Annotated in this window: 17 protein-coding genes; 14 read left to right on the forward strand and 3 right to left on the reverse strand. The window is 71.4% G+C overall.

Going from position 1 to position 20,216, the window contains the following annotated elements:
• Nucleotides 1-88: 88 nt before the first annotated feature.
• Nucleotides 89-1,198: an alanine racemase gene (alr, locus tag CGR01S_RS03165; protein WP_042422275.1), complete on the forward strand. Its 1,110-nt coding sequence runs from the start codon at nt 89-91 to the stop codon at nt 1,196-1,198.
• Nucleotides 1,195-1,989 (forward strand): hypothetical protein, encoded by a 795-nt coding sequence (locus CGR01S_RS03170; protein ID WP_042422277.1) that lies wholly within the window; start codon nt 1,195-1,197, stop codon nt 1,987-1,989. The genes alr and CGR01S_RS03170 overlap by 4 nt, the downstream gene beginning before the upstream one ends.
• A gap of 34 nt (nt 1,990-2,023) precedes the next feature.
• Here the strand turns inward: CGR01S_RS03170 and CGR01S_RS03175 are convergent, their stop codons facing one another.
• Nucleotides 2,024-4,894 (reverse strand): bifunctional diguanylate cyclase/phosphodiesterase, encoded by a 2,871-nt coding sequence (locus tag CGR01S_RS03175; RefSeq protein ID WP_245616745.1) that lies wholly within the window; start codon nt 4,892-4,894, stop codon nt 2,024-2,026.
• Between the two features lie 179 nt (nt 4,895-5,073).
• Between CGR01S_RS03175 and otnI the strand changes: the two genes are divergently transcribed.
• From otnI to CGR01S_RS03205, 6 genes are all read left to right on the forward strand, one after another.
• Nucleotides 5,074-5,895 (forward strand): 2-oxo-tetronate isomerase, encoded by an 822-nt coding sequence (gene otnI, locus CGR01S_RS03180; RefSeq protein WP_042422278.1) that lies wholly within the window; start codon nt 5,074-5,076, stop codon nt 5,893-5,895.
• Nucleotides 5,896-5,989: 94 nt separating this feature from the next.
• A complete protein-coding gene (locus CGR01S_RS03185; RefSeq protein ID WP_042422281.1) occupies nt 5,990-7,999 on the forward strand; it encodes a methyl-accepting chemotaxis protein in 2,010 nt (669 codons plus the stop codon).
• Nucleotides 8,000-8,102: 103 nt separating this feature from the next.
• Nucleotides 8,103-9,308 carry a GGDEF domain-containing protein gene (locus CGR01S_RS03190; RefSeq protein ID WP_245616746.1) on the forward strand — a complete coding sequence of 402 codons (1,206 nt, stop codon included), beginning with the start codon at nt 8,103-8,105 and terminating at the stop codon, nt 9,306-9,308.
• Between the two features lie 51 nt (nt 9,309-9,359).
• On the forward strand, nt 9,360-10,820 hold the full coding sequence (locus tag CGR01S_RS03195; RefSeq protein WP_042422282.1) for a M20 family metallopeptidase: 1,461 nt from the start codon (nt 9,360-9,362) through the stop codon (nt 10,818-10,820).
• Nucleotides 10,821-10,880: 60 nt separating this feature from the next.
• Complete coding sequence (locus CGR01S_RS03200) at nt 10,881-11,939, forward strand: AbrB family transcriptional regulator (protein WP_042422284.1); 1,059 nt, start codon at nt 10,881-10,883, stop codon at nt 11,937-11,939.
• 33 nt (nt 11,940-11,972) lie between these two features.
• Nucleotides 11,973-12,860, forward strand: a complete 888-nt coding sequence (locus tag CGR01S_RS03205) for an alpha/beta hydrolase (RefSeq protein ID WP_042422286.1) — start codon at nt 11,973-11,975, stop codon at nt 12,858-12,860.
• A gap of 60 nt (nt 12,861-12,920) precedes the next feature.
• On the opposite strand, the gene CGR01S_RS03210 is transcribed toward CGR01S_RS03205, so the two are convergent.
• Nucleotides 12,921-14,084 (reverse strand): MFS transporter, encoded by a 1,164-nt coding sequence (locus tag CGR01S_RS03210; protein ID WP_042422288.1) that lies wholly within the window; start codon nt 14,082-14,084, stop codon nt 12,921-12,923.
• A 161-nt stretch (nt 14,085-14,245) separates the two neighbouring features.
• Between CGR01S_RS03210 and ubiU the strand changes: the two genes are divergently transcribed.
• From ubiU to ubiD, 6 genes are all read left to right on the forward strand, one after another.
• A complete protein-coding gene (gene ubiU, locus CGR01S_RS03215) occupies nt 14,246-15,298 on the forward strand; it encodes a ubiquinone anaerobic biosynthesis protein UbiU (RefSeq protein ID WP_042422290.1) in 1,053 nt (350 codons plus the stop codon).
• 14 nt (nt 15,299-15,312) lie between these two features.
• A complete protein-coding gene (locus CGR01S_RS03220) occupies nt 15,313-16,224 on the forward strand; it encodes a U32 family peptidase (RefSeq protein ID WP_174435683.1) in 912 nt (303 codons plus the stop codon).
• Nucleotides 16,225-16,248: 24 nt separating this feature from the next.
• Entirely contained in the window at nt 16,249-16,785 is a 537-nt protein-coding gene (gene ubiT / locus CGR01S_RS03225) for a ubiquinone anaerobic biosynthesis accessory factor UbiT (RefSeq protein WP_042422293.1), read from the forward strand.
• Nucleotides 16,782-17,180 carry a putative zinc-binding protein gene (locus CGR01S_RS03230; protein ID WP_042422294.1) on the forward strand — a complete coding sequence of 133 codons (399 nt, stop codon included), beginning with the start codon at nt 16,782-16,784 and terminating at the stop codon, nt 17,178-17,180. The genes ubiT and CGR01S_RS03230 overlap by 4 nt, the downstream gene beginning before the upstream one ends.
• The gene (locus CGR01S_RS03235; protein ID WP_042422295.1) at nt 17,173-17,757 is read left to right on the forward strand and encodes a UbiX family flavin prenyltransferase; all 585 of its coding nucleotides are present in this window, start codon (nt 17,173-17,175) and stop codon (nt 17,755-17,757) included. The genes CGR01S_RS03230 and CGR01S_RS03235 overlap by 8 nt, the downstream gene beginning before the upstream one ends.
• A gap of 77 nt (nt 17,758-17,834) precedes the next feature.
• Entirely contained in the window at nt 17,835-19,319 is a 1,485-nt protein-coding gene (ubiD, locus tag CGR01S_RS03240) for a 4-hydroxy-3-polyprenylbenzoate decarboxylase (protein ID WP_042422296.1), read from the forward strand.
• A gap of 55 nt (nt 19,320-19,374) precedes the next feature.
• Here the strand turns inward: ubiD and CGR01S_RS03245 are convergent.
• A partial coding sequence (locus CGR01S_RS03245) for an FAD:protein FMN transferase (RefSeq protein ID WP_042422367.1) occupies nt 19,375-20,216 on the reverse strand: 842 nt, incomplete at its 5' end.

Genomic DNA, 20,216 nt, shown 5'->3' on the forward strand with positions numbered 1-20,216 from the left:
AGATCAGGCGCCGGTTATATCACGCGCCACCAGGGCACCGGTGCCAGAATCCGGGCAATTCCCCTCTGGCCGAAGTGCCCGCGCCGCCATGCCCCGTCCGATTCTTGCGACCATCCACACCGCCGCGCTGCGGCACAACCTGGAGCGCGCGCGCCAGGGCGCGGGCAGTGCGCGCGTCTGGGCCGTGGTCAAGGCCAACGCCTACGGGCATGGCATCGAGCGTGCGTTCGCCGGCCTGCGCGCGGCCGACGGCTTTGCCTGCCTGGACCTGCAGGAGGCCGAGCGCCTGCGCGCCCTGGGCTGGCGCGGCCCCATCCTGCTGCTCGAAGGCGTGTTCGAGCCGCGCGACCTGGAGCTGTGCTCGCGCCTGTCCCTGTGGCACGCCGTGCACTGCGACGCGCAGATCGACTGGCTGGCCGCGCACAAGACGCAGGCGCCGCACCGCGTGTTCCTCAAGATGAACTCGGGCATGAACCGCCTGGGCTTCGGGCCGGCGCGCTACCGCAGCGCCTGGGCGCGCCTGTCGGCGCTGCCGCAGGTGGACGAGATCTCGTTCATGACCCATTTCTCCGACGCCGACGGCCCGCGCGGCATCGCGCACCAGATGGCCGCCTTCCAGGCCGCCACCGAGGACCTGCCGGGCGAGCGCAGCGTGAGCAACAGCGCCGCCGTGCTGCGCCACGCGCAGGACGCCCAGGTGCGCGCCGACTGGGTGCGCGCCGGCATCGTGCTCTATGGCGGCGTGCCCGACTACCCCGAGCACGACAGCGCCCACTGGGGCCTGCAGCCGACCATGACGCTGGCCACGCGCCTGCTGGCCGTGCAGGAGCTGCAGGCGGGCGACACCGTGGGCTACGGCTCGAGCTTCACGGCCCCGGGGCCCATGGCCATCGGCGTGGCCGCCTGCGGCTATGCCGACGGCTACCCGCGCCACTGCCCCACGGGCACGCCGGTGCTCGTGGACGGCGTGCGCACGCGCACCGTCGGGCGCGTGAGCATGGACATGCTCGCCGTGGACCTCACGCCGCTGCGCCAGGCGGGGCGGGCGGCGGGCATGGGTAGCGAGGTCACGCTCTGGGGGCGCTCCAGCCAGGGCGCCGTGCTGCCCATCGACGACGTGGCCTTGGCGGCCGGCACCATCGGCTACGAGCTGATGTGCGCGCTGGCCCAGCGCGTGCCCGTGGCGGTGGACGAATGAAACGCCCCGCCGAGGCCGGGCGCGGCGGCTGGCGCAGCCTGCGCCTGACCGAGCGCGCGCAGATCGCGCAGACGCTGCAGCAGCGCCACCGCCTGCGCTGGCATGGCCTGTGCATCGGCAGCCTCACGCTGCTGGGCATGCTGCTGGCGGCCTGGGGGCAAAAGACGCTGGGCGTGCAGCAGTTGTCGGTACGCTATGCCGTCACGCTCACCGTGGGCTACCTGGCGTACCTGCTGGTGCTGCGCCTGTGGGCCGCCTGGCTGCTGCAGCCCGAGGGCGCGCGCCAGGACAGCGGCTGGGGTGCGGGGGACGCGCTCGATGCCGGCGAGATGGCGCTGGACGTGGCCGATCTGGCGCGTTCTGCCGCGCGCGTGCGCCCCCTGGCCCCCCGGCCCGCGGGCGGGGGCGATGCCCAGGGCCTGGGCGACCTGGCCGGGGGCGCGCTCGACGGCCTGGGCAGCGCCGACGAGGGCGCCGTGGTGGTGGTGCCGGTGCTGGCCATCTTCGCCATTGCCGCGCTGGTGGTCATGGGCGCGGGCGCGCTGGCCCTGCTGTTCTTTGGCTGGGACGTGCTGCTGGCCGTGGCCGTGGAGCTGGCGTTTTCCCTGGCCACCGCCCGCGTGGCCATGGGCGTGGAGCGTGCGGGCTGGCTCAGTGCCGCCGTGCGCCTGACCTGGAAGCCGCTGCTCGGTGCGCTGCTGTGCGCCGTGGCGCTGGGCGCCACCATCGACCATTTCCTGCCGCAGGTCGATTCGCTGCCCGAGGCGGTGCGCGTGCTGCGCCAGCGCTGACCGGGAGCCTGCTGCGCGCGCCGCGCGTGCCGGTTCAGGGGGACTGCAGCGGCGCGGGCTCCGGCGCGGCCTGCCGGCTGCGCACAAAGGCCTCGAACGCCGCAGGCGCGAGCGGGCGGCTGAGGTGGTAGCCCTGCACCGCATTGCAGCCGCGCGCCTGCAGCCACTGCAGTTGCTCGGCGGTCTCCACGCCCTCGGCGATGGTGGAGAGCTCCAGGTTGCGCGCGAGCTCGATGATGGCGGTGGCGATGGCCTGGTCGTCGGGGTCGCAGCCCAGGTCGCGCACGAAGGACTGGTCGATCTTGAGCGTGTGGATCTTGAAGCGCTTGAGGTAGCTCAGCGAGGAGTAGCCCGTGCCGAAGTCGTCGATGGAGAGCCGGATGCCCTTGGCGCGCAGGGCCTCGATGCGCTGCGCGGCCACTTCGGGGTTCTTCATGGCCACGGCCTCGGTCAGCTCCAGCTCCAGGCACTGCGGCGCCACCCCGGCCTGCTGCAGCAGGTGGTCCACCACCTCGGGCAGGTCGGGCTGGTTGAACTGCACGGCCGAGAGGTTCACGGCCACGGTGAGCGGCGCCAGGCCCTGGTCCTGCCAGGCGCGCAGTTGCGCCAGCGCCTCGCGCAGCGCCCACTCGCCCATGGCCACGATGAGGCCGCTGGCCTCGGCCAGGGGGATGAACTCGGCGGGCGAGACGGCGCCCCACTGCGGCGAGTTCCAGCGCATCAAGGCCTCGGCGCCGGTGATGCGGCCGCTGGCCAGGTCCATCTGCGGCTGGTAGGCCAGGTGCAGCTCGCCGCGCTGCTGCGCCTGGCGCAGGGCGTGGCCCAGGGCCAGGGTGCGCGCGGTGCGCTCCTGCATCTCGGGCATGAAGAAGCAGTAGCCGTTGCGGCTGTCTTCCTTGACGCGGTACATGGCCGTCTCGGCATGCTTGAGCAGGGTGTCGAACTGCGTGGCGTCGCCGGGGCACAGCGCGATGCCTATGGAGCCGGTGACGGTGATCTCCTGCGCGGCCAGGGTGAAGGGCTGGGCCAGGCTGGCCAGCAGCGCGGCCGCGAGTTCGGCCGCCCCGCCCTGCTCCAGGCCGGGCAGCAGGGCCACGAAGTCGTCGCCCGCGTGGCGCGAGAGCACGTCCTGCAGCCGCAGCGTGTTGCGCAGGCGGCGCGCCATCTCCAGCAGCAGCATGTCGCCCATGACATGGCCCAGGGTGTCGTTCACCTCCTTGAAATGGTCCAGGTCGATCCACAGTACGGCCAGGCGCTCGTCCTGGGCGCGCGCATGCGCGAAATGCTCCTGCAGCAGGCTGCGGTTGGGCAGACCGGTGAGCGGATCCTGGCGCGAGAGCTGCTGGATGCGCTCGGCCGTGCGCTTCTTCTCGGTGATGTCTTCCTTGTGCGCCAGGTAGTGGATGACCTCGCCCGCGGCATTGCGCACCGGGCTGATGAGCACCGACTCCACGTACTCCTTCCCGGACTTGCTGCGGTTGACCAGCTCGCCCTGCCAGGGCTTGCCCTGCGAGAGCTGCGCCCACATGGCCTGGTAGGTGGACGCCGGGGTCTTGCCCGACTGCAGCAGGCGCGGGTTGCTGCCGATGGCCTCTGCGGCGCTGTAGCCGCTGCGGCGCGTGAAGGCCGCGTTGACGTACTCGATGCGCGCATCCAGGTCGGTGATGACGATGGACAGGGGGCTTTGCTCCACCGCCTCGGAGAGCTTGAGCAGGGCCAGCTCGGTCTGGCGGCGCTCGGTGATGTCGCGCGAGATCACCACGAAGCCCTCGTGCTGCCCCGACACCGCGGTCTTGCGCGCCACGGACAGCTCGAACCAGCGCACGCCGCCGCCGAGCACCGGCAGGGCAATGATCTTGCCGCGCGACAGGCCGTGCTCGCGCGCTTCGGCGATGGCGTCCACCGATGCCCCCAGCGCCTGGGGGGGGATGACATCGGTCAGGCTGCGGCCCAGCAATTGCGCGGTGGGGACGGCCAGCTCCTCGGGCCGGGAGGCGTGCACGGACAGGAACCGCCCCTGCTCGTCGAGCTCGAACAGCAGGTCGGGCAATGCGTCGAGCGTGGCGCGCAGGCGCCGCTGCGAGTCGCGCAGCAGGCGGTAGGGGTTTTGCACGGTCTCGACGAAGATCGCGCGGTACAGAAAGGCGTAGGCCACGACCTTGTAGAGGTGGCCGAAGAAGTTGTAGACGTCCGACACCTCGGCGTAGAGCGTGAAGAAGAACTCGCCCAGGGCCATGATGCACACGGCCGCAAACAGCCCGCTGGTGTTCTGGCTGCGCGGCTGGCGCAGGCGCCACAGCAGCACGGTGGCGGCCAGCAGGTTGAGCGCGATCAGCGCGTACTCGGCCGCGATCTTGACCGGCGTGAGCCCCTGCCCCGGCACGAAGGTGCGCGGCAGCCAACCGGGGGCGAGGAGGAACAGCGCATGCAGCGCCCCCACCAGGGCCAGCACCAGCGCCAGCAGCACCCACGGCGCGTGCGGCGGCAGGCGCCGCTCGCCCCAGGGCACGGCCGCGGCCAGCAGCGCCAGCGCGCCGAGCAGGCGCGCGGCCAACCAGAAGAGGATGGCCTTCTCCGGATCGTTGGGCGTGAAGTACTCGGGCATGCCGGCATAGGACAGCATGTGCGAGAAGTCCAGCAGCGCCACGCCCAGGAAGGCAATGCCCGGCAGCAGCACGTGCTGCGGCAGGTTCTCGTGGCGCACGCTCCACACCAGCGAGAAGGTCAGCGCAGCCACGGCGATGGCCAGCGTCTCCAGCCCCATGTGCAGCGGCAGGTACCGCGCCAGGCCCTGGGCGCCCGGCATGCTGGGCAGGCTGCTGACCAGGAGCAGCAATGCGCCCAGGGCGGCGACAGTGCGCAGGACTTGGCGGGCCTGGGGCTGGTGGCTGGGGTGGATCAGCATAGGGTGCGTCGAGGTGGCGAACCGGGCAAATGTACTGGCCCCGCAGGGCCAGGCAGGACGGCTGGCGCCGAACCCCCGCAGCGCGCTGTGGCAAGGCGCTGGCGTGCGCTATTTAATTGATAGCTTCTGGCGCTTGCGGTAGAAGCGCTACGGCCCGATTTGGTGCAAAAATCTGCGCCATGCCGAAATTCGCCGCCAACCTGAGCCTGATGTACACCGAGCTGCCCTTTCTGGAGCGCTTTGCCGCCGCCGCGCACGACGGCTTTGCCGCGGTGGAATACCTGTTTCCCTATGCCTGGGAGCCCGAGGTGCTGGCCGAGCGGCTGCGTGCGCACGGCCTGCGCCAGGTGCTGTTCAACGCGCCGCCCGCGGGCCTCACGCGCACGGCCATGGCCGCGGCCTGGGACCAGGGCGCGCGCGGCACGGCGGCCCTGCCCGGGTGCACGGCGGAGTTCCGCGCCGGGGTGCTGCAGGCGCTGGACTATGCCGAGGCGCTCGACTGCCCGCGCATCCACTGCATGGCCGGCTGCGCCCCCGCCGGCGCCGCGCCGGGCGCGCTGCCCGCCTGCTACGTGGACAACCTGCGCTGGGCCGCCGAGCAGGCCGGGCGCCGCGGGCGCACGCTGCTCATCGAGCCCATCAACCCGCGCGACATGCCCGGCTACCTGCTGCAGCGCCAGGACCAGGCGCACGCCCTGCTCGACGCCGTGGACTCGCCCCACCTGCAGGTGCAGATGGACCTCTACCACTGCCAGATCGTCGAGGGCGACCTTGCCACCCGGCTGCGCCGCTACCTGCCCACGGGCCGCGTGGGCCACCTGCAGATCGCGGGCGTGCCCGAGCGCCATGAGCCTGACCAGGGCGAAGTCCACTACCCCTACCTGTTCGACCTGATCGACGCGCTGGGCTACGCGGGCTGGATAGGCTGCGAGTACCGCCCGCGCGGCGCCACCACGGCCGGGCTGGGCTGGCGCGCGGCAAGCGCCCGTAGAACTGCGTAAGGGAAAGCGCGCTGCGTATGTAACAAAATTTACGCATACATTCGCTTGACGTTACGGAACGCGCCGCCAGGCATTTGACGTCAGGAGACATCCCATGGGTACCAGCCAGAGCCATTCTCCCGCTCAAGCACCGGCCCCTTCGGTCCACACCCAATCGGTCGCACGCCGTGTCACGCTGCTGGCCATCGGGCTGGTGGCCGTGGTGCTGATCCTCGTGGGCTGGGCCATTGCGGCGCTCACCAGCAGCAGCACGCGCGCCCAGGTCGTGCGCAGCGTGGGCGACACCACGCAGAGCGTGGCCCAGTCGCTGGACGCCGCCGACGCCACCAACCGCGAACTGGTGCAGGGCGCGATGAAGGGCTTTCAGCGCTACTTCGAGGCCACCATGCAGCTCGACGAAGGCACGGGCGAGCTGCGCAGCTACGGCGCCCTGGTCAACGAGGACTACGGCTCGGTGGACAAGTTCGCCAACGAGACCGGCGGCATCGCCAGCGTCTACATGCGCAAGGGCGACGGCTTCGTGCGCATCACCACCTCGCTCAAGGGCCAGGACGGCAAACGCCTGCTGGGGCAGATGCTCGAGAACCGCGCCGTGCTCGACAAGGTGCGCAAGGGCGAGCCCTACGTCGGGCGCATGGTCGTCGGCGGCAAGCCCTACATGGGCTACTACCTGCCCGCCAAGGACGCCGCGGGCCAGGTCGTGGCCCTACTGTTCATCGGCAGCGATGTGAGCGTGTTCGAGGGCATGTTCGAGAAGCAGGCGGCGCAGACCCGGTTCTTCGAGCACGGCGGGCTGTACGTCATCGACCCGCGCGGCGGGCTCGACGAGGCGGTGTTCGTCGCCCACCCCACGGCGCGCGGCCAGAAGGTGCTGCAGGCCTACCCGCAGGCACGCGCCTTCTTCGAGGCCCTGGGCGCAGCGCCCGGCGGCCTGGTGCCCGCCGCCGCCAGCGTGCTGGGCAGCGAGGGCGGCCCGGCCTGGGCGCTGCTGCGCAAGACGCAGGCCGACGGCTGGTGGGTCGTGGCCGAGGTGCCTGAGGCCGAGGCCATGGCCAGCCAGCAGCGCGTGAACCTGGCCGTCTGGGGCCTGATGGCCCTGGCCCTGGCGCTGCTGGGCGCGGGGCTGTTCGTGGTGCTGCGCCGCGGCGTGAGCGCGCCGCTGCGCGAGCTCACGCACGCTATCACCCTGGTCGGGCAGGGCGATCTCACGCAGGCCTTCCACACGCGCAAGCACGACGAGATCGGCGCGCTGGTGCAGGAGGTCGAGGCCATGCGCCAGCGCTATGTGCACATGCTCCAGCAGGTGCGCCAGGCGGTGGACAGCATCACCACCGCCAGCGCCGAGATCGCCACCGGCAATCAGGACCTTTCGGCACGCACCGAGCACACGGCCAGCAGCCTGGCCGAGACGGCGCAGAGCATGGAGCAGCTCACCGCCACGGTGCGCCAGTCGGCCGATGCGGCGCGCCAGGCCAATGCGCTGGCGGGTTCGGCCGCCGAGGTGGCGGCGCGCGGCGGCCAGGTCGTGGGCCAGGTGGTGGCCACCATGGGCGACATCCACCAGAGCGCGCGCCGCATCGCCGACATCATCGGCGTGATCGACGGCATCGCCTTCCAGACCAACATCCTGGCGCTCAACGCCGCCGTGGAGGCGGCGCGCGCGGGCGAGCAGGGGCGCGGCTTTGCCGTAGTGGCCAGCGAGGTGCGCTCCCTGGCCGGGCGCAGCGCCGACGCCGCCAAGGAGATCAAGCAGCTCATCACGGCCTCGGTCGAGAAGGTCGATGCCGGCACCCAGCTCGTGGAGAACGCGGGCAGCACCATGGACGAGATCGTCGGCTCCGTGCAGCGCGTGGGCGGCATCATCGGCGATATCACTGCCGCTGCGGCGGAGCAGTCCGACGGCATAGGCCAGGTCAACCAGGCGGTGAACCAGCTCGACCAGATGACGCAGCAGAACGCCGCGCTGGTCGAGCAGTCCGCCGCTGCCGCGCAAAGCCTGCGCGAGCAGGCCCAGCGCCTGGTGGCGGCGGTGCAGGTGTTCCGCCTGGAGCAAAGGCCCGCCGGCGCGCAGGCCTTGCCGGCACCGGCGGCAGGGGCCGAGTAACAGGCGCCTTGTCCCGAAGGCATGGAAGGGCCTGCGCCAAGGTGCTTGCAGGCCCGGGCGCGCTCGTTCATGATGCTGCGACCGTGCCCTGTGTGTCCTGCCCGTGACCTTCCTGCTGCCCCCCCTGGATATTCCCACCACGCTGCAAATGATTGTGGCGGCCTCTTTCACCATGGCGGCGGCGCTCGCGGCCATGGGGCCCCAGCAGCGCGACGGCATCAGCCTCTGGGCCCTGGCCCTGGTCCTGCACGGCGGGGCCTTTGCGCTGTTCGTGCTGCGCGGCCAGGCGCCCGACTGGGCCAGCATCGTGCTTGGCAATGCCCTGCTGGCGGGCACGCTGGCCCTGTTGCTGGGCGCCGTGCAGCAGTTCCACGCCCGCCCCCTGCCCTGGATGGCCATGGGGCTGCCGGTGCTGGGGCAGGCGCTGCTCGCGACGCTGCTGCTGGACGACTACCGCTGGCGCCTGGCGGGGATCAACGTCGTCCTGACCCTGCAGACCGCCGCCGTGCTGTGGGCCCTGTGGTTCCCCCAGCGGCCCCAGCCTGCGCGCGGCGCCGTGCTGGTGACGTTGGGGCTGGCGCCGCACACCCTGCTGCTGGCCGTGCGTGCGGGCTGGGTGGCCTGGTACGGCGCGCCCAACCAGGGGCTGCTGCAAAGCGGGACCACCCAGGGCGTCACCTTCCTGACGTCCTACGTCGTCATCATCCTGGCCTCCCTGGGCTTTGTGCTCATGACCAAGGACCGGGTGGACGCCGCCAACCGCCGCCTGGCCACCACCGATGCCCTGACGGGCGTGGCCAACCGGCGTGCCCTCATCCAGGCGCTGGACCGCGACATGGCCCTGGCCCTGCGCACGCAGGAGCCCTACGCGGTCATGATGCTCGACCTGGACCATTTCAAGAACGTGAACGACCGGCACGGCCACCTGGCGGGCGACCAGGTGCTGTGCCATGTGGCGGGCGTGCTGCGCCAGCGCCTGCGTGCGCAGGACATGGTGGGCCGCTATGGCGGCGAGGAGTTCCTCGTGCTCATGCCCTGCACGGCCGCGGCCGGCGCGCTGGAGGCCGCGCAGGCGCTGCGCCAGGCCGTGGAGCAGTCGCCCTGCCCCTATGGCGGCCAGACCATTCCCATCACGGTCAGCATCGGCGTCTGTGCCAGCCCGCTTGCGCCGGGGGACAGCTGGGACCAGCTCATCCACGTGGCCGACCAGGCGCTCTACAGCGCCAAGCAGGCCGGGCGCAACCGCGTCGCCTGGGCCCCGCTGCCGCGCCATGCCGGGCCGGAGACCCTGCCGAACACTGAATTTTGAGCGCAGGACTATGCTGCGCACTGCATTGTCTGCCCCCCTGGAGGTTTCGCCATGAACGCACCCCTGCCGCCCGCCGCCCTCGATGCCGCCGCCGCCCTGGAGCGCATTGCCCAGACCTGGGACGCGCACATCGTCCCGCAGCTGCAGGACTACATCCGCATTCCTGCCAAGTCGCCCCTGTTCGCCCCGGACTGGGCGCAGCAGGGCCTGCTCGACACCGTGGTGCGCCACGCCGCCGACTGGGTGCAGGCCCAGCCGGTGGCCGGGCTCACCGCCGAGGTGGTGCGCCTGCCCGGCCGCACGCCGGTGCTGTTCTTTGAAATTGCCGCCACGCGCCCCGCCAGCCCGCAAACGGTGCTGATGTACGGCCACCTGGACAAGCAGCCCGAGTTTTCCGGCTGGCGCGCCGACCTCGGCCCCTGGACGCCCAAGATGGAGGACGGCAAGCTCTATGGCCGCGGCGGCGCCGACGACGGCTACGCCGTCTACGCCAGCATCGCCGCCGTGCAGGAGCTGCAGCGCCAGGGCGTGCCGCACCCGCGCATCGTCGGCCTCATCGAGACCAGCGAGGAAAGCGGCTCGCGCGACCTGCTGCCCTACATCGACGCCCTCAAAAGCCGCCTGGGCGCGGTGGCGCTGGTGGTCTGCCTCGACTCGGGCGCGGGCAATTACGACCAGCTCTGGCTCACCACCAGCCTGCGCGGCATGGCCAGCGGCACGCTCAAGGTGGAGATCCTTACCGAGGGCATCCACTCGGGCGACGCCTCGGGCCTGGTTCCCTCGTCCTTCCGCATCATGCGCCAGGTGCTCGACCGGCTGGAGGACTCGGCCACCGGGCGCCTGCTGCCCGCCAGCTTCCACTGCGCTGTACCGGCCGAGCGCCTGGCGCAGGCGCGCGCCACGGCCGCCATCCTGGGCGAGGAGGTGTATCGGCGCTTTCCCTGGGCGCAGCACGACTGCGGCGGCTCCACCCTCACCGCCCTGCCCACCACCCAGGATCCGGTGCAGGCCCTGCTCAAGCGCACCTGGGAGCCTACGCTCAGCGTGACCGGCGCCGAGGGCTTCCCGGCCCTGCAGGACGCGGGCAATGTGCTGCGCCCCTACACCGCCTTCAAGCTGTCCTTGCGCCTGCCGCCGCTGGTGGACGCGGCGGCCTGCGTGCAGGAGATGAAGGCGCTGCTCGAAGACAACGCCCCCTACCAGGCCAAGGTGACCTGGGAGAGCGCTAGCGGCGCCAACGGCTGGAACGCGCCCGACACGGCGCCCTGGTTCGCCCGGGCGCTGGACGCCGCCAGCCAGGCGCATTTCGGCGCGCCCTGCGGCTTCATCGGCCAGGGCGGCACCATTCCGCTCATGGGCCTGCTGAGCCAGGGCTTTCCGCAGGCGCAGATGATGGTCTGCGGCGTGCTGGGCCCCAAGAGCAACGCCCACGGCCCGAACGAATTCCTGCACGTGCCCTACGCCAAGAAGCTGACGGCTGCCGTGGCGCAGGTGATTGCCAGCCTGCCTTGAGCCAGAGGGCGGGGCGCCGGCCCCGCCCCTGGCCGCACCCACGCCTTGCTTGCGCACGCCATGACTGATGCAAGACGCTGGCTGGTCCTGTGCTGGGCCAGCGCGCTGCTGTCGACGCTGCTGTTGGCCCTGCATGTGCCTGCGGCTGTGTTGCTGGGCTGCATGGTGTGCGCCATGGCCTTGGCGGTGCGCGGCACCACGCTGGCCGTGCCGCGCACCTTGTTTGGCTGGGGGCAGGGGCTGCTGGGCTGCCTCATGGCGCACAGCCTGCAGCCGCAGCACCTGGGTACGGTGGTGCAGAGCTGGCCGGTGTTTCTGGGCGCCACGCTGCTGCTGATTGCCGCCAGCACCGCGCTGGGCTGGTGGCTCACGCGGCGCCAGGTCATGCCCGGCACCACGGCCCTGTGGGGCATGGCGCCCGGGGCGGCAGCGGCCATGGTGGTCATGTCGGAGTCCTATGGGGCCGATGTGCGCCTGGTGGCCTTCATGCAGTACACGCGGGTGGTGGTGGTCACGCTGGTGGCGGCGCTGGTCACGCGCGCCGTGGTGGGCCCGCTGCCCGACGGCGCCGGCACACTCCCGTGGTGGCCGCCCACGGCGCCGCAGGAGTTGGCGCTGACCGCTGCCCTGGTGCTGGGTGGCGGCGCGCTGGCGCGGCGCCTGAACCTGGCGGGCGGGGCCATGGTGCTGCCGCTGGTGGGTGCCGCGCTGGTGCAGGGCCTGTGGGGCTGGACGCCCGCGCTGCCGCCGGCACTCATGGCGCTGGCCTATGCGGCCATTGGCTGGAGCGTGGGCCTGCGTTTTACGCGCGGCATTCTGCTGCACGCGCTGCGCGCCCTGCCGCAGGTGCTGCTGTCCATCGCCCTGCTCATGGGGGTGGGCCTGGCCACCGGCACGGTGCTGGTGCTGACCACGGGGCTGGACGCGCTCAGCGCCTTTCTCGCCACCTGCCCCGGCGGGGCCGATTCCATGGCCGTGATTGCCGCCACCAGCGCGGTGGACACGGGCTTTGTGATGGCCATGCAGCTGGCACGCTTTCTGGTGGTGCTGGTGGCGGGGCCGGCCGTCACGCGGCGCGTGGCCCAGGGCAGCGTGCCGGCGGGACCGCCTCCTCTATGATGCGCTCCAGTAACGCCCAGCCCCTGCAGCACCATGGTTGAGACCTCCGACGCCGACTCCGCATCCCCCGCCTACACCTTGAGCGCCTTCACCGCCAGCGACGGCGAGAACCTGGCGGTCTACGACTGGCCCCTGGCCGAGGACGAGCCCCAGCGCGGCACGGTGCTCATCGTGCACGGCCTGGGCGAGCACGCCGGGCGCTACGACGCCACCGCCCAGCGCCTGAACGGCTGGGGCTTTGCCGTGCGCGCCTACGACCAGTACGGCCACGGCCAGTCGGGCGGGCCGCGCGGCGGGCTCAACCACGGCATGCGCCTGCTCGACGACCTGGCCGACATGGTGGACGCCGCCCGCGCCCACACCCCGCCGGGCCGACCGCTGGTGCTGCTGGGCCACAGCATGGGCGGGCTGGTGGCGGCGCGCTTCGTGGCGCTGCGCCTGCGGCCGCTGGATGCGCTGGTGCTGTCCTCGCCGGCGCTGGACCCGGGCCTCAACGCCGTGCAAAAGCTGCTGCTGGCCACGCTGCCGCGCCTGGTGCCCAACCTGCGCCTGGGCAACGGCCTGCAGGTGGACTACATCTCGCACGACCCGGCCGTGGTCGCCGCCTACCGGGCCGACCCGCTGTGCCACGACCGCATCAGCGCGCGCCTGGCGCAGTTCCTCGCCGACGGCGGCCCGGCCACCCTGGCGCGCGCCGCGCACTGGAGTGTGCCCACGCTGCTGATGTGGGCCGGCGCCGACCGCCTGGTGCGCCCCGCGGGCAGCCAGGCCTTTGCCCAGGCCGCGCCCGCCCGGCAGGTGCGCAGCCAGGGCTTTGACGGCCTGTACCACGAGCTGTTCAACGAAAGCCCGGAGCTGGCCGCGCCGGTGTTTGCGCTGCTGCAGCAGTGGCTGCAGCAGCAGTGCCCGGAAAAATTATGAGTGTTTCAGGGTTCTGGCGCCCATCCAGCAAGCGCCAATAGCTATTGAATCAATAGCGTTTCAGGCTTTGCGGCGCAGCGCGAGCCACAGCAGGGCCACGCCCGTGAGCGCAATGGGTGCCAGCGAGCCGTAGTTGAGCAGCGTCCAGCCCTGCGTCGTGACCAGCGCGCCCGAGGCAAAGGACGTGAGCGCCATGGTGGCGAACACGAAGAAGTTGATGGCGGCCTGCGCGCGGTCCTTCTCCTCGGGGCGGTAGGCCTGCAGCGCCAGCGTGGTGCTGCCGGTGAACAGGAAGTTCCAGCCCACGCCCAGCAGGAACAGCGCAATGCCGAAGTGGTGCAGGTCCACGCCCATCAGCGCCACGGCCACGCAGGCCAGGTTGAGCAGCACCCCCGCGCCCATCACCGGCAGCACGCCCAGGCGCTGGATCAGGTGGCCGGTGAAGAAGCCCGGCGCGAACATGCCGATCACATGCCACTCCAGCACCAGCGCGGCGTCGTCGAACGCATAGCCGCACACCTGCATGGCCAGCGGCGTGGCGGCCATGAGCAGGTTCATCACCCCATAGCCCAGCGCGGCGCCCAGCGTGGCCACCACAAAGGCAGGCTCGCGCAGCAACTGGCCCACGCTGCGCCCGGCTGGGGCGGCCATGGCACTGCGCGGCGGTGGCGCATCAAACCGAATGGCCGCCATGCACAGCATGGACAGCAGCGCCACCCCCGCCAGCGCCACATAGGCCCCGGCAAAGGGCACGGACAGCAGCGTGCGCGTGTGGCTGGCCAGGTTGGGCCCAGCCACGGCGCCCAGCAGGCCGCCAGCGAGCACCAGCGAAATGGCCTTGTCGCGAAACGGGGGCGCGGCCAGCTCGGCGGCGGCAAAGCGGTACAACTGCCCGTTGGCGCTGTAGTAGCCCGCCACCACGGTGGCCGCGCACAGCAGCCAGAAGCTGCCGCTGAACACGGCCAGCGCGCCCAGCAGCGCCGAGCCCAGCGCCACCGCCAGGCCGATCTGGAACGACACCTGCCGCCCCCAGCGCTGCTGCGTGCGCGCCACCAGCCCGGTGGCCAGCGCACCGCCCACCACATAGCCCATCACGGGCAGGGTGGCCATCCAGCCATAGGGCGCCAGTTGCAGGCCCACCAGGCCGTTGATGGCGATGAAGACGACGTTGTTGGTCAGGAAGAGGCCCTGGCACAGGGCCAGCAGCCAGAGGTTTTTGTTCATGGTGTGCGGGGCAGGGGTGCGCCATTGTCCGGCACCGCGGGCGCGGCCGCTGTGCCCCGGGCGACGTTGACCTATATCATGCCCCTACTGGCTTAACGGGCGTAAGGTGCTGGCTCTGCGAAGGCGCCCATCGGGTGCCCGCGTTCGTGCTCTTCGTTCGCATGCCAACCCCTTCCCTCTCTGCCCCTGGCGCGGCCACCGAGGCTGCGCCCCCCTTTGAACTCGTGTGCCCTGCGGGCAGCCTGCCGGCGCTCAAGGCGGCGGTGGACCACGGCGCCAGTTGCGTCTACCTGGGCCTGCGCGACGCCACCAATGCGCGCAATTTCGCCGGGCTCAACTTCGACGAAGCGGCCATCGCCAACGGCATCCAGTACGCGCACCAGCGCGGGCGCAAGGTGTTCATGGCGCTCAACACCTACCCGCAGGCGGCCAACCCCGCGCCCTGGCGCGCGGCCATGGACAAGGCCGTGGACCTGGGCGTGGACGCCGTCATCCTGGCCGACCCCGGCCTGATGCAGTACGGCGCGCAGCACCACCCGAACCTGCGCCTGCACCTGTCGGTGCAGGGCTCGGCCACCAGCGCCGACGCCATCAACTTCTACCGCGAGCAGTTCGGCATCGTGCGCGCCGTGCTGCCGCGCGTGCTCGCCATCGAGCAGGTGCAGCGCGTGATCGACGCCACGCCGGTGGAGATCGAGGTGTTCGGCTTCGGCAGCCTGTGCGTCATGGTCGAGGGGCGCTGCGCGCTCTCGTCCTATGTGACGGGCGAGTCGCCCAACACCCACGGCGTGTGCTCGCCCGCCAAGTCCGTGCGCTGGCAGGAGACGCCCCAGGGCCTGGAGTCGCGCCTGGGCGGCGTGCTCATCGACCGCTACGCCCCCGGCGAGAACGCGGGCTACCCCACGCTGTGCAAGGGGCGCTTCGACGTGGGCGAGGACGAGAACTACTACGCCATCGAGGAGCCCACCAGCCTCAACACGCTCGAACTCCTGCCCAAGCTCATGAAGATGGGCGTGCGCGCCGTGAAGATCGAGGGGCGCCAGCGCAGCCCGGCCTACGTGGCCCAGGTCACCCAGGTGTGGCGCGAGGCCATAGACAGCGCCCTGGCCGACAGCCTGCGCTACGCCCCCAAGACCGCCTGGATGGCCAGCCTGGACCAGGTGGCCGAAGGCCAGCAACACACCCTGGGCGCCTACCACCGCCCCTGGAAATGATGACGACCCCCACCCTGAAACTGTCCCTGGGCGCACCGCAGTACTACTGGTCGCGCCAGACCTATTTCGACTTCTACGAAGCCATGGCCGCCACGCCCGTGGACATCGTCTACCTGGGCGAGACCGTGTGCTCGCGCCGCCACGAACTGCGCCTGCAGGACTGGATCGACATCGCCGAGCTCATGCGCGCCTCGGGCAAGGAGGCCGTGCTCTCCACGCAGGTGCTGCTGGAGTCGGGCGTGGAAGTGAGCACCATGCACAAGGTCACGGCGCAGACCGACTGGCTGGTCGAGGCCGGCGACATGGGCGCCGTGCAGCGCCTGGCCTCTGCGCGGCGTCCTTTCGTCGGCGGCCTGCACCTGAACATCTACAACCAGCCCTCGCTCACCTGGCTGGCCTCGGTGGGCGCCGTGCGCTGGCTCGCGCCGCTGGAGATGAAGCACCAGGACCTGGCGGCGCTGATCCAGAACGGCCCGCCGGGCCTGCAGACCGAGGTGTTCGCCTACGGCCGCATGCCGCTGGCCTTCTCGGCGCGCTGCTTCACCGCGCGCCACCGCAACCTGCCCAAGGACGACTGTCGCTTCAGCTGCCTGGACCACCCCGACGGCCTGATGCTCAAGACACGCGAGAGCGAGGAATTCCTCGTGCTCAACGGCATCCAGACGCAGTCGGCGCGCGTGCACAACCTCATCGACGAGCTGCCGCGCATGCAGGCCATGGGCGTGAGCGCGGCGCGCATCAGCCCGCAGTCGCAGCACATGCCGGAGATCATCGCCCTGTTCGACGCCGTGCGCCGCGGCCAGCTCGGCGGCCCCGAGGCGCGCGCGCAGCTCCAACCCCTCATGCCCGAGAAGGGCTGCAACGGCTACTGGCACGGCCGCCCCGGCCTGGAGCAGGTGGACAGCCCCGTCCCGGCCACCGTCTGATCTTTTTTATCTGGGAACCCGCCCATGCACGCCCCGCAATCCGCTCCCGCCCCCTTCGTCCTGCCCTCTGCCGTGGCCGCGCTCACCACGCGCCTGCCGGCCTTTCCGGGTTCGGTGCTGCTGGCCACCGCGCTCAATGTGGGCCTGGCGCGCCAGTTGCCGCGCGACGTGGGCGACATGCTGCGCGGCAAGCGCCTGCGCATCCATGTGCGCGATGCGGGCGTGACCTTCGACTTCACCTGGACCGGCGGCGCCTTTGCCCCGCGCGCGCGCTTTGCCGAGACCGACCTGTGCATCGCCGCCTCGGCGCACGACTTCCTGCTGCTGGCCCAGCGCCAGCAGGACCCGGACACCCTGTTCTTCAGCCGCCGCCTGTCCATGGAGGGCGACACCGAGCTGGGCCTGGTGGTCAAGAACACCCTGGACGCGCTGGAACTGCCCGTGCTGGACCTGCAACAATGGGGGCCGCGCCAGGTGCTCGCACGCCTGGCGGCCCTGCGCCCCGGCGCCCGCGCGGCCCCGCCGCCCGCACGCCCCGGCTTTCCCAGGACCTCGCCATGACCGACGACGCCCCTTCCTCCCTGCCGCCCCTGGTCTATTCCTGCTCGGGCTGCTCCAGTGCGGCCCAGTTGGCCAACCATGTGGCCGTGCGCATGGACCGCCAGGGCGTGGCGGAAATGTCCTGCATCGCTGGGGTGGGGGGCGACGTGCCCCAACTGGTGCGGCTGGCGCGCTCGGGGCGTCCCATCATCGCCCTCGATGGCTGCCCGCTGGTGTGCGTCAAGAGTTCGCTGGCGCGCCACGGCATCGCGCCCGCGCGGCACTACCAGTTGCACGAGTACGGCGTGAAGAAGCGCAACCACCAGGATTTCGACGCCCAGGAAGCCGCCCAAGTGCTGGCGCGCATCGAGGCCGACCTGCAGCAGCACCCCCTGGCCGCCGCCTCCCATGCCTGAAGCGCGCCGCATCGTCGTCGGCATCTCCGGGGCGAGCGGCGCCGTCTACGGCGTGCGCCTGCTGCAGGCGCTGCGCCAGGCCGGGCAGGTGCAGACGCACCTCGTGGTCTCCGACGCCGCCTGGCGCACGCTGGAGCACGAACTGGCCCTGGACCGCGCCCGTGTGCAGGCCCTGGCCGACGTGGTGCACGCCCTGGACGACGTGGGCGCCAGCATTGCCAGCGGCTCGTTTGCCGCGCACGGCATGGTGGTGGCGCCCTGCTCCATGCGCACGCTGGCGGCCATTGCCCACGGCCTGGCCGACAACCTGCTCACCCGCGCGGCCGATGTCATGCTCAAGGAGCGCCGCCGCCTGGTGCTCATGGTGCGCGAGACCCCGCTGCACCTGGTGCACCTGCGCAATATGACCACGGTGACCGAGATGGGCGCCATCTGCTGCCCGCCCATGCCCGCCTTCTACCAGCGCCCGGCCAGCCTGGACGAGCTCGTGGACCACAGCGTGGCCCGCGTGCTCGACCTGCTGGACGTGCCGCACCAGTTGTCGGCGCGCTGGCAGGGCTTGGATGCAGCACCGTAATGCTATATAAACCATAGCTTCTGGCGCTTGCCACCAAAGCGCCAGAGCCATATTTCCTGCTGAAAGCAGGTGCTTCCATGCATTACCACGACCTGCGCGATTTTCTGCAGCAGCTGGAGCAGACCGGCGAGCTGCGCCGCGTGCGCGAGAGCGTGTCGCCCCACCTGGAGATGACGGCGCTGTGCGACCGCGTGCTGCGCGCGGGCGGCCCGGCCATCCTGTTCGAGAACCCCACGGGCTACCCCATGCCCGTGCTGGGCAATCTGTTCGGCACGCCCGAGCGCGTGGCGCGTGCCATGGGGGTGGAGGGCATTGCCGGGCTGCGACCGTTCGGCGAGCTGCTTGCCGCGCTCAAGGAGCCCGAGGCGCCCAAGGGCTTCAAGGAAATGGTGGGCATGGGCGGCCTGCTCAAGACGCTGTGGAACATGGCGCCCAAGGAGCGCAGCAGCCCGCCCTGCCAGGAAGTGGTGTGGGAGGGTCCGGACGTGGACCTCGCGCGCCTGCCCATCCAGCACTGCTGGCCCGGCGACGTGGCGCCGCTGGTCACCTGGGGCCTGGTCATCACCCGCGGCCCGCACAAGGCGCGCCAGAACCTGGGCATCTACCGCCAGCAGGTGCTGGGCCGCAACCAGCTCATCATGCGCTGGCTGGCGCACCGCGGCGGGGCGCTGGACTTTGCCGAGCACTGCAGGCTCCACCCCGGCCAGCCCTACCCGGTGGCCGTGGCCATCGGGGCGGACCCGGCGACCATCCTGGGCGCCGTCACGCCCGTGCCCGACACGTTGAGCGAATACCAGTTCGCCGGCCTGCTGCGCGGCGCGCGCACCGAGGTGGCGCCGGCCCTGGGCGTGCCGCTCTCCGTGCCGGCGCAGGCGGAAATCGTGCTCGAAGGCCATATCCACCCCGACGCCGAGCACCCGAGCGGCTGGCAGCATGCGCTCGAAGGGCCCTACGGCGACCACACGGGCTATTACAACGAGCAGGCCGAGTTCCCGGTGTTCACGGTGGAGCGCATCACCCTGCGCAAGGACGCCATCTACCACTCGACCTACACCGGCAAGCCGCCCGACGAGCCGGCCGTGCTGGGCATGGCGCTCAACGAGCTGTTCATCCCGCTGCTGCAGCGCCAGTTCCCCGAGGTCGTGGATTTCTACCTGCCGCCCGAAGGCTGCAGCTATCGGCTGGCGCTGGTGCGCATCAAGAAGGCTTACCCCGGCCATGCGCGCCGCGTGATGATGGGCGTGTGGAGCCACCTGCGCCAGTTCATGTACACCAAGTTCATCGTCGTGGTGGACGAGGACGTGGACGTGCGCTCATGGCCCGAAGTGGTGTGGGCCATGACCACGCGCATGGACCCGGCGCGCGACACCCTGCTGGTGGAGCACACGCCCATCGACTACCTCGACTTCGCCTCGCCCGTGAGCGGCCTGGGCAGCAAGATGGGCCTGGACGCCACGAACAAATGGCCCGGCGAGACGCAGCGCGAATGGGGCCGCACCATCAGCATGGACGCCGAGGTGCAGGCGCGCATGGACGCGCTCTACCAAACCCTCGGTTGCTAGACCCGCCCCTGGCGCTGGCGCGCCAGGGTGAAGCGGGCCAGCGGGCCGGGGGCGGTCAGGCGCTTTGCAGCGCCCGGGCCATGCCCGGGGTTTGCCAGCGGCTGCGGTCGCGCTCGACCACCAGGGCCTCCACGCCGGGGCGGGTGTGCAGCAGGGCCGGGGCGCTGCGGCTGCCCAGCACCATCAAGGCCGTGCCCAGGCCGTTGACGCTGGCGGCGTCGCGCGCCAGCAGGCTCACGCCATGCGGGCCGCGTGTAGGGTAGCCGGTGCGCGGATCCAGAATATGGTGCTGGCGCTCGCCCTGCGCCATGAAGAAGCGCTCGTAGTCGCCCGACGAGGCCACGATGGCCTGGCCCTGCACGGGCAGCACGCCCAGCAGCTTGTCCGGCGCCAGCGGGTCGCGCAGGCCCACGCGCCAGGCGCGGCCGTTCAGCTGGCCGCGCACCAGCACGTCGCCACCGCCGTTGAGCATGGCGTGTTCCACGCCCTGCGCATGCAGCGTGTCCATGCCCGCCTGCAGGATGGGCAGCTTGGCAATGCCGCCCAGGTCCAGCGCCATGCCGGCTTCCTTCAGGAACGCCGTGCCCGCCGCGGTGTCCAGCACCAGGTTGCGGTAGCCCACCAGGCGGCGCTGGGCGGCAATGGTCTGTGCGGCGGGCAGAGCGCCCGGGGCGCCGAATTGCCAGGCCTGGAGGGCGCCCACGGTGGCGTCAAAAGCGCCCTGGGTCTGTGCGGCAATGCTTTGCGCCGCTTGCAGCACGGCCATCACGGCCGGCTCCACGGGCACGGCGCGGCGCCCAGCCGCCTGGTTGATGGCGCTCACCGTGCTGGTCGGTTCATAGCGCGACATCAGCGCCGTCAGGCGCTCCATCTCGGCCCAGGCCCGGTCCATGGCGG

Source organism: Comamonas granuli NBRC 101663 (assembly GCF_000739995.1).
GTDB lineage: Bacteria > Pseudomonadota > Gammaproteobacteria > Burkholderiales > Burkholderiaceae_C > Simplicispira > Simplicispira granuli.